Source organism: Cellulosimicrobium sp. RS (genome assembly GCF_046159675.1).
In the GTDB taxonomy this organism is placed as follows: Bacteria; Actinomycetota; Actinomycetes; order Actinomycetales; family Cellulomonadaceae; genus Cellulosimicrobium; species Cellulosimicrobium funkei.
The window spans coordinates 159,516-171,632 of record NZ_JBJXVU010000002.1; the positions used below are offsets into that span (position 1 = coordinate 159,516).

Consider the following 12,117-nt stretch of genomic DNA (forward strand, 5'->3'; position numbering starts at 1 on the left):
CGTGGCGACCGGCCTCCCCGTCCCCGACACCGACCCGGCCCTGCCCGCGGCCGTGCTGCGCGAGCTGCAGCCTGCCGAGACGTACCTGACGAGCTACCCGGTCGCCGTCGTGCTGGCAGTGCTTGGGGCGGGAGCGGTGGTGTGGGCCGTGGTCCGCGCGCGGCGCGGCGCCCGGGCGCGGCGCGCGGGGCGGCCCCGGGGCGAGGACGCGCGCCGGCCGTGGCGCACACGCGTCGCGACGGCGTCCCTCGCGACGCTCGGTGCGCTGTCCCTCGTGCTGGGCCTGGCGGTCGGCGCCAACGCCTACTCCGGCTACGTCCCGACGTGGGGGGCCGCCCGGGTGCAGCTCGTCGCGCTGGGTCTGACGGACCTGTCGGCCGACGCGCCGGGCGGCGCGCACCGGGGCCAGGTGCGGACGCTCGCGATCCCGGGGACGGCCGTCGAGCAGATCGCGGACGAGGACGCCTGGGTGTACCTCCCGCCGGGGTTCGACCCCGAGGGCTCGACCCGCTACCCGGTCGTGTACCTGATCCACGGGTCGCCCGACGACCCGAGCAGCTGGTTCGCCGCCGGGCGGGTGCCGCGCACGATGGACGTGCTCATCCGGCGCGGGCTCGTCGACCCGATGATCGTCGTGGCGCCCACGGTGAACGGCACGGGGCCGGGCGGGCTCGACACCGAGTGCCTCGACTCGACGACGGGCGGCGAGCAGGTCGAGACGTACCTGACGACGACCGTCGTCGACACCGTCGACGCGACGTACCCGACGCTCGCGGACCGCGAGCACCGCGTCCTCGGCGGCATGTCGTCCGGCGGGTTCTGCGCGCTCAACGTGGGTCTGCGGAACCTCGACCTGTACGGGGCGATCCTCGCGATCGAGCCCTACGGGAACCCCGGCCCCGGGCCGGAACGGACGATGCTCTCGACGCAGGCGGAGATCGACGCGAACACCCCGACGACGTACCTGCCCACGATGACGTTCACGCACCCGATGCCCGTCTTCCTCGACTCCGGGCAGGACGCGCCGCGGGAGGCGCTCACGACGGTGCGGCGGATGGCGCAGGACCTCGAGGACCAGGGGCAGACCGTCGAGCTCCGCGAGGAGCCCGGTCAGGCGCACACGTGGGCCATGGCCGCGACCGCGCTCCCGTACGGGCTCGTGTTCGCGCAGCGGCAGATGGCGGGCGGCTGACGCCGCGTCACTCGTCGGTGAGGAACTGCCCGCCGATGCCCGCCTGGGTCTCGAGCAGGTCGCCGGTGTCGCCGAGCACGACCCAGTTCGGCCCGGCGAGCGCGGCCTCGCCCTCCTCGGTGGGCTGACGCGGCAGGAGCGCGAGGAACTCGTCCTCGGCGATCCCATCGGCGAACACGGCGAGGAGCGTCGTGTCGTCGCACGCGCCCAGCTCGACGTCCTCGCTGTCCGTGCTCTCGGTCGTGAACGACAGGCACGTGAGGCCGGCGGACGTGGCGGCGTGGTGGAGCGCGTCGAGCGAGTCGTACTCGACGTCCTTGTCGCCCGGGCCGGGGCCGGAGCAGGCGGCGACCGCCCCGACGAGGACGACGAGACCGACGACCGGGCCGGTCGCGGCGCTGCGAGGGCGGGGAGCGGGTCGGGTAGGCATGTTCCGATGGTCCGCCGCCGCGCGGGTTCGCGCCACGGGAACCTCGCCCGTCATCCCGGCGGGCCGGGACCGCCCCGGTCAGGTTCGGCGTCCGCGGACTGCCAGGTGAAGGGCGCGAACGTCGACGAGTCGTCCCGCCAGGCCGGTGTGCGGGCGCGGTACAGGAGCAGCGGGAGGGCCACGAAGACGAGGGCGAGCGCGACGAGCAGCACGACGTACGTCGTCGGGCTGCCGACCGCGACCTGGCCGGGCGGGGCGAAGCTCGTGACGAGCGCGAGCAGCGACGCGACGAACCCGAGCCCGCCGACCGCCCAGACCCCGACGCGGCCCCCCGGCACCCGGTAGGGGCGCGGCCGGTCGGGCTGCGTGCGGCGCAGCACGACGACCGCGGCGAACATCAGGAGGTAGGCGACGAGGTAGAGGATCACCGTGAGCTGGCTGAGGAGCTGGTACGCGGACTGCACGGAGGGCATGACGACGAACAGCACCGACAGCACGGTCACGACCAGCGCCTGGACGAGGAGGATGTTCGTCGCCATGCCGCGGTCGTTCGTCCGGTGGAACCACCGCGGGAGGAACCCCGCCCGCGCGACGGCGTGCAGGCCCGTGGCGGGACCGGCGACCCACGTCGTGACGCCGGCGAGGACGCCGACGGCGAGCATCGCCGCGACGACCGGCCCGGCCCAGCCGATCCCCGCCCAGGCGAGCAGGTGGTCGAACGCCTGGAGCAGGCTCGTCGTGAGGCTGATGTCCTGCTGCGGCACGACGACCGCGATCGTCAGCGTGCCGAGGGTCAGCACGACGACGGCCACGAGCGCGGCGACGAGGATCGCGAGCGGGTAGGTGCGCTCCGGCTGCCGGATCGAGCGCACGTGGACCGCGTTGACCTCGATGCCCGCGTAGAAGAGGAAGATCCCGGCGGCGAGCACGATGTTGTCGAGACGCGTGAGGTCCGGGACGAACGCGCCCCAGGAGAGCGTGGTCCGGGACGGCTCGCCGCTAAGGAGGTAGGCGGCGCCGAGCCCGACGAGCAGCGCGGCGGGGACGAGCGTCCCGACGATCCCGCCCCAGCGCGCGGTGCGGGCGAACGCGGACGCGCCGCGCAGGGCGATGAGCGTCGCGGCCCAGAACACGACGAGCACGATCGCGAGGACGAAGAGCCGGTCGTCGGCGACCCGTTCGTCGAACCGCGCGTCGGGCCCGGTGTAGGCGAGCGTGACGGCGGCGAACGTGAGGACGGTCGGGAACCAGATGCAGCCCTCGACGAACACCATCGCGATCGCGAGGAAGCCCCACCTGCTCCCGAACGCCTCGCCGACCCAGCGGAACATGCCGCCCTCCTCGGGCCACGTGGACGCGAGCTCGGCCGCGACGACGGCGACGGGTGCGAGGAAGCAGACGGCGGCGAGCAGGTAGTAGAACGCGGAGGAGAGCCCGTACTCCGCCTCGGCGGGCAGGCCGCGCAGGCTGACCACCGCGGCGACGTTGAGCATGACCAGCGACGTGGCCGTGATGGTCGCCGCGGCGGGCCGGGCGGGGTGCTGCGAGGTGGCGGTCCGGGCCATGGCGTCCCCCTCGGCGGGCGCGACGGCCCTCGGGGGAACGCTAGCGACGCCGCGCGCGACCGGCGAGCGGGGCCGGCGTCAGGCCCGGAAGCGCTCGCCGCGCTCGACGACGCGGCCCGCGCCGCGCCCGTCGGCTGCCGCCGCGTCCCACGTGTAGACCTCGGTGCCGGTGATGAGCACGTGCTCCGCGCGCGACGTCACGTCGAGCGGGTCGCCCGACCACACGACGACGTCCCCGTCGAGGCCGGGCGCGAGCGCGCCGACGCGGTCGTCGAGACCGAGGAAGGCCGCGGGGTTCACGGTGAGGGCGCGCAGCGCGGTGTCGCGGTCGAGGCCCTCCTTGACGGCGAGCGACGCCTGGTGCACGAGGAAGTTGATCGGTACGACGGGGTGGTCGGTCGTGATGGCGACGCGGACGCCCGCGCGGGCGAGCGCCCCGAGGTTCGCGATGTCGCGGTTGCGCAGCTCGATCTTCGAGCGCGACGTGAACAGCGGGCCGAAGATCACCGGCACGTCGCGCTCGGCGAGGACGTCCGCGACGGCCGCGCCGTCGGTGCCGTGGTTGACGACGAGCCGGTAGCCGAACTCGTCGGCGAGGCGCAGCGCGGTCGCGATGTCGTCGGCGCGGTGCGTGTGCTGGTCCCAGTACAGCTCGCCCGCGAGGACGCGCGCGAGGGTCTCCTTCGCGAGGTCGCGGTCGAACGGCTCGCCCTTCGCCTCGGCCGCGTCACGCCGCGCGGCGTAGTTCTGCGCGTCGACGAACGCGGCACGGATGACCTTCGCGACGCCGAGGCGCGTCGAGGGCGTCTTCTTCTGGTCCCCGTACACGCGCTTGGGGTTCTCGCCGAGCGCCGACTTCACGGAGACCGCCTCGCGGATCACCTGCTCGTCGACGGTGCGGCCGCCCCACGTCTTGATCGCGACGGTCTGCCCGCCGATGGGGTTGCCCGAGCCCGGCTTCACGACGGCGCTCGTCACGCCGCCGACCAGCGCGTCGCGGAAGCCCTCGTCCTCGACGTTGATCGCGTCGATCGCACGCAGCGCCGCGCCGTTCGGGTCGGTCATCTCGTTCGTGTCGTTGCCGGCCCAGCCCTCGGCCTCCTCCATGACGCCCATGTGGGCGTGCGCCTCGACGAAGCCGGGCAGCACCCAGCGGCCGCGCGCGTCGAGGGTCGGGACGCCGTCGGGCACGACGACGTCCGCGCCGACCGCGGTGATGACCCCGTCCTCGACGAGGACGGTCCCGTTCTCGATCGGGTCGGACGCGACGGGCACGACGTAGCCGTTCACGACGGCGACGCTGCGGCGCGCGGTGCGAGGGGCGGTGCGGGCGGGGGTGGAGGAGGTCGTCATGCCCCCATCATCGCCCGGGGCGACCGTCCGCCACACGCCATGGTGTAGCGTGAGGGCTGCGCCTAGGTCGCGAGCAGGGTCTCGCGACGATCTTCGGTCCTCGGCATCGAAGCACGACCGCGGGCGCCGGGCAGCAGACGCTGCCGACGACGATCTCCGCCCCAGAAGCGCGCGGAGCGAGAGCAGAGAAACACATCACTTCTTCCACCATCCTTGACCGCCCGGCGACCGCTCCTGCGGCCGCGGGCACGCCCGGACCAGACCTCGTGCTGCGCCGCGCCGACGACGACCTGTGGGTCGCGACGGCCGACGGCGAGTACGCCGGGATGGTCACCCGACGCCCGGACGGCTTCCACGTCCACGACCGCTTCACGCGGCCCGTGACCGTCGTCGCCGCCCTGGAGCACGCGCGGCGCCATCTGAGCGCCCCGCCCGGTCGCCCGGCGGGCTCCCGCCGCGACCACACCCCGAACTGCCGGCGCCCTGCAGGGCGCGGTACCCGGACCCGCGCACGTGGGCCGGTCGTCTCGACGAAGGAAAACACCATGGCTACAGGCACCGTGAAGTGGTTCAACTCGGAGAAGGGCTTCGGCTTCATCGCCCCCTCCGACGGCACCGCGGACGTGTTCGCCCACTACAGCGAGATCCAGTCGAGCGGCTACCGCTCGCTCGAGGAGAACCAGAGCGTCTCCTTCGACGTCACGCAGGGCCCCAAGGGCCCGCAGGCGACGAACATCCAGGCACTCTGATCCCGCTCCCGCCCGGCGCCTCGCGCCGGCGGGGGTGACGATCTCCACCGGAGGGCCGCGCCTCGTGCGCGGCCCTTCGGCGTGCCCGGACCTCGACGCGCGCGGCGGTGCCCGACGGCGGTCGTGCCCCGGCCGCGGGGACTAGGCTCTCGACCGGAGCCACACCGCGCGCGAAGGAGCCCGCATGCACGTCGTCGTCGGACTGTTCCGGCTGTTCCTCGTCGTCCTCGCCCTCGTCGGGACGCGCGCGATCTGGCGCGACGGGGACATCGAGGGCCTCGTCTACTTCACGAACCAGACGGGCTTCCTCATCGCGGTCGTCTTCGCCTGGGCGGGGGCCGCGTCCCTCCTGCGCCGCCGACAGCCGCCGGGATGGCTGAAGGGGGGCGTGACGCTGTTCGCGGCGATCACCGGCCTCGTGTCGTGGCTCGTGCTCGCGCCCGAGGACCCGGGCGCGCCCGCCGTCTTCCTCGGGCTCACCGACGGCCAGATCGAGCACGAGGTGCTCCCGCTCGCCGTGGTCGCAGACTTCCTCCTGCTCGACGCGCACCGGCGCCTGCGCGGCCTCGACGCCGCGCGCTGGCTCCTGTACCCGCTCGCGTACTTCGCGTTCACGACGATCCGCGGGTTCGTCAGCCCCGGCAGCGAGTACCCGTACGGGTTCGTCGACCTCGACGCGCTCGGCTGGACCGGGCTGCTCGTCAACGTCGTGCTCTACGGGGCGGGCTTCCTCGTGCTCGGGCTCGTGATCGTCGGGCTCGACCGGCTCCTGCCCACCGGCCCCGCGATCGGCCGGTACCCCGAGCGCGCGGGGCGCAGCATGCACGTCGTCGCGTCGGGCGAGCGCCCGTGACCGTGCCGCGCGCCGCACGGGCCGACGGGTGAGGCGTCGTCCGTCAGACCGGTGGGGTGGTCGGCGCCGTGCACGGTGGGGGTGGAGCCGTGGTGCGTTCACCGTCGGGCTGATCATGACGGGTGTGCTCACCGGGATCGTCATCGCGGACCGCGGCGACCAGCGGGTCGCCGAGAGGCTCGCCGAGACCGGAGTCCTCACGACGGCGAGCGGGGCGGAGGTGCACGTGATCGCCGTCGGTCGCGGCAGCACGCTGGACGTGGACGCGGTGCGCGCCCTCGTCGAGCTGCCGCACGGGCCCGCCGAGGTGTACCTCGTCGGGGCGTGGGCCGACGGCGAGGAGATCGGCGAGACGGGGTGGCACCCGGCACCGGCTCCGTACGCGGGGACGTTCGACGTCCTGCGGGACCCGCAGGACGCGGGCACGGTCATGGCGGTCCCGGACGTCGAGCACGCCGCGACCGGTGACGACGTCGAGACCGGCGCGGTCCTCCTCGGCGGCGCGGGTGCGTGGACCGTGGCGTTCGCGTGGCCCGCGTGGCGGTCGTTCCCGGAGTCCACCCGCGCGGCGGTCCGCCGTCGGCTCGGGCGCCTGTGGCGACGGCCCCGCTAGGGTGTCCTCGTGCCCTCCCCGGTCGTCGGTCCGCTGCGCGTCGCCCGCGCCGCGCTCGTGGCGACCCTCGTACTCGCGCTGACGGCGCTCGCGCACCGCGTCGCCGGAGGTGCGCTCCCGGACCCGCTGGTCCTCGCGGCGCTCGCCGCGTTCACGCTCGCCGGCACGACGGCGGCCGCCCGCCTGCGCTTCACGCCCGCCCGGCTCGTCGTGCTCCTCGGGGGCGCGCAGCTCGCGCTCCACCAGGCGCTCACCGTCCTGACCCCCGGGGCGTGCCACGCCGTCGGCGGGGGAGCCGGGCACGCTGCGCACCTCGCGGCGTCGTCGGGCGCGGTCGTGTGCGCGGTGCCGTCGGCCGACGGCGCGGCGTCCCCGCTGCACCCGGAGCACCTCGCGGCGTCGGGCGCGTGGATGGTCGCCGCCCACGCCGCCGCGACGGTCGTGCTCGCCCTCGTGCTGGCGCACGGCGAGCGCGCGCTCGAGCGGTTCCTCACCTGGGTGACCCCGCGCGCCGCGCTCCCGCTCCCGGCCCGTGCGGCGGTCCTCGGCCGCCGCGGCGTCGTCCCCGCGCGCCCGGTGCGCGTCGTCGACGTGTGGCGGTCGCTCCGGGCGCCGACGCGCGGACCGCCGCGGGCGCACGGTCCGTCGGGAGCACTGCTGCGCCCCCTCGCCGCGTCCTGACGCGGCACCCGACGAGGCCGACCCGGCGACGGCCGGGCCCCCGGGCACCACCGTGCGGCCACCGGCCGCGCCTCGGACGGAAGAACCTCATGACCCTCTCCCTGCGCCGACCGCTGTCGGCCCTGCTCGCCCTCCTCGCCGCCGCGGCCCTGACGCTCGGCCTCACCGCGACCGTCACGACGCTCACGGCCGGCCCGGCGTCCGCGCACGACCGGCTCCTCACCTCCGACCCGGCCGACGGCGCACAGCTCGCGGCCCCGCCCGCGGCGATCACGCTGACGTTCAACACCGAGCCGCTCCCCGTCGAGCCGCAGGTCGTCGTCTCCGACTCGGCCGGCACGGTCGTCACGCAGGGTGCGCCGACGATCGACGGCAGCACCGCGACCTTCGCGCTCGACCCGGCCGTCGCGCTCGGCGGCGACACGTACACCGTCGCGTGGCGCGTCGTCTCGTCCGACGGGCACCCGATCGAGGGCACGTTCGCGTTCGCCGTCGCGGCCCAGCCGGAGGCGCCCGCGACGGACGACCCCGCGACGGACACGGCGACGCCGGAGGAGACCGCGACCGAGGATCCGACGACCGGCACCACGTCCGAGCCCTCCGCGACCACGACCACCGACGCCGCCGAGACCGCGGACGACGGCACCTCGTCGCTGCTGCCGGTGCTCGTGGGGCTCGGCGCGCTCGTCGTCGCCGCGGCGGTCGTCGTCGTGGTCGTGCTGCGCCGTCGGGGCCCCGGCCCGGACGCCGGCACCGACGACGGCGCCCCGCACGACCCGCAGGGCTGACCGTGCCGGCGCACACCGCCCTCTCCCGCGCGGAGAGGGCGGCGCCGGCCCCTGCCGCAGGAGCCCCTTCTCCCGCTAGGGTGCGTCCGTGACGTCGCCCGGAGCAGGGGTGCTCCGCGGCGTGCGGGTGCTGCTGCTCGCCGCCGCGGTCGTCGGGCTGTCCGTCGTCGCGCACGGCCTCGCCGGAGGTACCGACCCCGGGGCGGTCCCACTCGGGGTCCTCGCGGTCCTCACCGCCGTCGCCGTGCGACCCCTCACCCGGCGCGAGGTCGGGCTGCCGCGGCTGCTCGGCCTGCTCGGCGCGGGCCAGCTCGTGCTCCACGTCGTCTTCGACCGCTGCGCCGCGCTGTCCCCGGCCGACGCCGCCGCGCACGCGCACTCCTCCTCGCCGCTCGCGATGCTCGGCGCGCACGCCGTCGCGACGCTCGCCGTCGCGCTCGTGCTGCGGTACGGCGACGCCGTGCTGTGGCGCCTGTGGACGTGGCTCGCAGGACGCCGGGTGCCCGGCCGCCCGCGGCCCGTCGTCGTCCTCGCGGCCCCTCCCGCCGTCGGCGCGCTGCCGACGGTGCGCGACCTGCTCGTGCGCGGCGCCGCGCCCGGGCGCGGGCCGCCCCTTCCCGCCTGACCTCTCCCGGACGCCCCCGCGGACGCCGTCGCCCGACGGAGTCCGCGGCGTCCCGCTCCCGCGCGCCCGCGCGACCGCTCACCCGCCGCCGGCCGGCTCCGCCGACCCGTGGCGCGGCGCGCCGTCGTGCCCGCCGGAGCAGCGTCCCCTCTCCCCGCACCTCTCCCCGAAAGGCACCACCATGCGAAAGACCCTGCGCGCCGTCGGCGCCGCCGCACTGACCACCGGGCTCGCCGTGACCGGCGCGGCCGCCGCGTCCGCCCACGTCACCGTCACCCCCGACACGACCGAGGCGGGCTCCTACGCCCTCCTGACGTTCGGCGTCCCGCACGGCTGCGGCGACTCCCCGACGACGAAGGTCTCCGTCCAGGTCCCCGAGCAGGTCGTCACCGTGACCCCCACGGTCAACCCCGGCTGGGACGTCGAGAAGGTCATGGAGGACCTCGCCGAGCCCGTGGACGACGGGCACGGCGGCCAGTACACCGAGCGCGTCGCGGAGGTCGTGTACACCGCGAAGGCGCCGCTGCCCGACGGCTACCGCGACGCGTTCGTGCTGTCGCTCAAGCTCCCCGACGCGGCGGGCGAGACGCTCGTCTTCCCGACCGTCCAGGAGTGCGCCGAGGGCGAGAGCGCCTGGGTGCAGGTCCCGGCCGACGGCGAGGACGGCGAGGAGCTCGACCTGCCCGCCCCGCTGTTCGAGCTGACGGCCGCGTCCGGCGGCGGCGCGCACGGCACGCAGGACGGCGCGGCCGACGCGACCGCCGAGCCGGCCGCCGCGGACGGCGAGGCGGCGGAGGCCGCCGCGAGCACGTCGAGCGGCCCGGCCCCCGCGGTCACGTGGACGGCGCTCGTCCTCGCGGCGGCCGGCCTCGTGCTCGGGCTGCTCGGGTTCGTGCGCTCGCGCCCGCGGGCCTGACCCGTGGGCCGCCCCCTGGCGCTGCGCCGGGCGGTGGCCGTCGTCGTCGGTGCCGCGGCCGCGGTCCTGCTCGCGATCCTCGCGAGCGGCCCGGCCGCGGCCCACGCCGTCCTCGTGGGCACCGACCCGCAGGACGGCACCGTCCTCGACGCGCCGCCCGACGCGCTGACCCTCACCTTCAACGAGCCCGTCCAGGTCGTCCCCGGCGGCACGACCGTCCTCGCGGCCGACGGCACCCCCGTCGACGTGGACGTCGCCGCGGTCGACGACGCGCTCGTCGTCACGCCCGGCACGGTCCTCGGCGACGGCACCTACGTCGTCAGCTGGCGCGTCGTGTCGCTCGACACGCACCCCGTGGCGGGGGCGTTCACGTTCTCCGTCGGCGCGCCGAGCACGACCGCGGTCGAGGCGCGTGTGGCCGAGCCGACGGCGGCGCTCGTCGCCGTCCGGGCGCTCGACCAGGCCGCCGTCTACGCCGGGACGTTCCTCGTCGCGGGGCTCGTCGTGTTCGAGCTCCTCGTGCTGCACGTCTCGCCCGGCGCGGCCCCCGTGCTGCGGCGGCGGCTCCACCGCGTCCGGCGCGGGGCGCTCGGCGTCGCGGCCGTCGGGACCGTGCTCGCGGTCCCGCTCACGCCCGCCTGGCAGGCGGGCGGCGGGCTGGGCGCGCTCGCGGACCCGGCGACGTGGGCCGCGGGCCTCGCCTCCGACACCACCGTGGCGGGCGCGCTCGGGCTCGCGGGGCTCGTCGTCGCGACGCTGCTCGCGCCCCGGGCCGCGCGCGAGACCCGGGCCGCCTGGCCCGCGGGCACGGTGCTCGGCGCCGCCGCGCTCGCGCTGGGGTCGCTCGTGCTCGTGGGCCACACGCGGACCTTCGGGCCGCCGTGGCTCGTCGTCACGGCGGACGCGCTGCACGTCGCGGCCGGGGCGGTGTGGCTCGGCGGCGTCGTCGGGCTCGCGCTCGTGCTCGCGCCGTCCGCCCACGTGGACGCCCGCCGCGCGGGCGTGACCGTGGCGCGGTTCTCCGCGCTCGGCGCGTGGGTCGTCCTCGCGCTCGCGGTCACCGGGACCGTCCTCGGGTGGCGCATCCTCGGGACCCTCGACGCGCTCGTCTCGACGACGTACGGCCGGACGCTGCTCGTCAAGGTCGGCGTCGCGCTCGTGCTCGTCGGCATCGCGGCGTGGAACCGGTACCGGCTCGTCCCCGAGGTCGCCGGGCCCGGAGGAGCCGGCGCGGCGGGCGGCACGACCGCGACGACGGCGCGCCGTCGGCTCGGCCGGACCGTCGCGGTCGAGGCCGCGCTGCTCGTGCTCGTGCTCGCCGCGACGGGCGTGCTCGTCTCGCGCAGCCCGGTCGTCCCGGCGGTGGCGTCCGCGCAGGACGGCGCGGCCTCCGCCGTCGAGGTGGTCGAGGAGCTCGGGGACGGGACGCTCCGCGCGCGCGTCACGCCGGGGCGCGTGGGCGTCAACGCGCTCGAGATCGAGCTGCTCGACGCCGACGGTGCGCCGTTCGAGCCGGTCGCGGTGCCGGAGCTGGCGACGACGCTCGCCGACCCGGCGCTCGGCCCGTTCTCGCGGCCGCTCACGCGCACGGGGCCGGGCGCGTACGAGGCGACGCTCGATCTGCCGATGCCCGGCTCCTGGACGCTCGAGGTGAGCGTGCGGACGTCCAAGTACGAGAACCCGATCGTCCGCATCCCCGTGGAGGTGACCTCATGACCCCCGACCGACGGCCGCCCGGGCCGCACCGCGGCGCGCGCGCCCTCCTCGCCCTGGCCGCCGCCGGGGCGCTCGCCCTGCTCACGACCGCGCCCGCGGCGGCGCACGTGCTCATCGAGACGGTCGAGCCGCGCGGCGACGGCACGTCGCGGCTCACGTTCACGTTCGACCACGGGTGCGACGGCGAGCCCACCGACGCCCTGCGCGTCACCTTGCCCGCGGGCGTCGAGGCGCTGGACGCGGGCCAGCCGGCCGGCTGGACCGCCGAGGTGACGGACGACGCCGTCGCATGGGCCGGGGAGCCCGTGCCCGACGGCGAGCGTGCGGCCTTCACGCTCGACGTCCGCGTGACGGGCGAACCCGGGCAGGCGTTCGTCTTCCCGGCGGTGCAGGAGTGCCCGTCCGGGGCCTCGTACGCGTGGACGGACACCGACCCGGCGGGCGCCCGTCCGGCACCCACGTTCGTCGCGACGGCGGCCTCCCTCGCCCCCGCGCCCGTCGCGGCGGGCGCTTCCCCGACGCCGACCGGCCCGCTCGTCGGGGCGGTCGTGCTCGGGGCGGGCGTCGTCGGCGTCGCGGGAGGGGCGTGGTCCCGCCGGCGCGCGCGGGGGTGACGCCCGCAGCCGTCGCGTGTCC

At 76.5% G+C, this 12,117-nt stretch carries 13 protein-coding genes; 10 read left to right on the forward strand and 3 right to left on the reverse strand.

Annotated features, from left to right (window positions below; translation table 11 throughout):
• Nucleotide 1 precedes the first annotated feature (1 nt).
• Nucleotides 2-1,192 (forward strand): alpha/beta hydrolase, encoded by a 1,191-nt coding sequence (locus tag ACI769_RS03910; RefSeq protein WP_409141205.1) that lies wholly within the window; start codon nucleotides 2-4, stop codon nucleotides 1,190-1,192.
• A gap of 7 nt (nucleotides 1,193-1,199) precedes the next feature.
• Here the strand turns inward: ACI769_RS03910 and ACI769_RS03915 are convergent, their stop codons facing one another.
• The 3 genes from ACI769_RS03915 to ACI769_RS03925 all read right to left on the reverse strand — a co-directional run bounded on the left by ACI769_RS03915 (nucleotide 1,200) and on the right by ACI769_RS03925 (nucleotide 4,540).
• Nucleotides 1,200-1,622, reverse strand: a complete 423-nt coding sequence (locus ACI769_RS03915) for a hypothetical protein (RefSeq protein WP_409141206.1) — start codon at nucleotides 1,620-1,622, stop codon at nucleotides 1,200-1,202.
• A 50-nt stretch (nucleotides 1,623-1,672) separates the two neighbouring features.
• Entirely contained in the window at nucleotides 1,673-3,187 is a 1,515-nt protein-coding gene (gene gadC, locus ACI769_RS03920) for a putative glutamine/gamma-aminobutyrate antiporter GadC (RefSeq protein ID WP_409141207.1), read from the reverse strand.
• 78 nt (nucleotides 3,188-3,265) lie between these two features.
• Nucleotides 3,266-4,540, reverse strand: coding sequence for an amidohydrolase (locus ACI769_RS03925; protein ID WP_085386814.1), 1,275 nt, complete (start codon nucleotides 4,538-4,540; stop codon nucleotides 3,266-3,268).
• Nucleotides 4,541-5,085: 545 nt separating this feature from the next.
• On the opposite strand from ACI769_RS03925, the gene ACI769_RS03930 reads away from it, so the two are divergent.
• From ACI769_RS03930 to ACI769_RS03970, 9 genes are all read left to right on the forward strand, one after another.
• Nucleotides 5,086-5,289, forward strand: a complete 204-nt coding sequence (locus ACI769_RS03930) for a cold-shock protein (RefSeq protein ID WP_076404113.1) — start codon at nucleotides 5,086-5,088, stop codon at nucleotides 5,287-5,289.
• Between the two features lie 184 nt (nucleotides 5,290-5,473).
• Nucleotides 5,474-6,142 (forward strand): Pr6Pr family membrane protein, encoded by a 669-nt coding sequence (locus tag ACI769_RS03935; RefSeq protein WP_085386813.1) that lies wholly within the window; start codon nucleotides 5,474-5,476, stop codon nucleotides 6,140-6,142.
• A gap of 115 nt (nucleotides 6,143-6,257) precedes the next feature.
• Complete coding sequence (locus tag ACI769_RS03940) at nucleotides 6,258-6,755, forward strand: hypothetical protein (RefSeq protein ID WP_085386812.1); 498 nt, start codon at nucleotides 6,258-6,260, stop codon at nucleotides 6,753-6,755.
• Between the two features lie 9 nt (nucleotides 6,756-6,764).
• Nucleotides 6,765-7,436, forward strand: a complete 672-nt coding sequence (locus tag ACI769_RS03945) for a hypothetical protein (protein ID WP_085386811.1) — start codon at nucleotides 6,765-6,767, stop codon at nucleotides 7,434-7,436.
• A gap of 89 nt (nucleotides 7,437-7,525) precedes the next feature.
• Nucleotides 7,526-8,224 carry a copper resistance CopC family protein gene (locus ACI769_RS03950; protein WP_085386810.1) on the forward strand — a complete coding sequence of 233 codons (699 nt, stop codon included), beginning with the start codon at nucleotides 7,526-7,528 and terminating at the stop codon, nucleotides 8,222-8,224.
• 88 nt (nucleotides 8,225-8,312) lie between these two features.
• Nucleotides 8,313-8,849, forward strand: a complete 537-nt coding sequence (locus ACI769_RS03955; protein ID WP_137279932.1) for a hypothetical protein — start codon at nucleotides 8,313-8,315, stop codon at nucleotides 8,847-8,849.
• 181 nt (nucleotides 8,850-9,030) lie between these two features.
• Nucleotides 9,031-9,765 carry a YcnI family protein gene (locus ACI769_RS03960; RefSeq protein ID WP_085386809.1) on the forward strand — a complete coding sequence of 245 codons (735 nt, stop codon included), beginning with the start codon at nucleotides 9,031-9,033 and terminating at the stop codon, nucleotides 9,763-9,765.
• Nucleotides 9,766-9,768: 3 nt separating this feature from the next.
• Nucleotides 9,769-11,481 (forward strand): copper resistance protein CopC, encoded by a 1,713-nt coding sequence (locus tag ACI769_RS03965; RefSeq protein WP_085386808.1) that lies wholly within the window; start codon nucleotides 9,769-9,771, stop codon nucleotides 11,479-11,481.
• Nucleotides 11,478-12,095: a DUF1775 domain-containing protein gene (locus tag ACI769_RS03970; protein WP_085386807.1), complete on the forward strand. Its 618-nt coding sequence runs from the start codon at nucleotides 11,478-11,480 to the stop codon at nucleotides 12,093-12,095. Before ACI769_RS03965 ends, ACI769_RS03970 begins: the two co-directional genes overlap by 4 nt.
• Nucleotides 12,096-12,117: the final 22 nt, after the last annotated feature.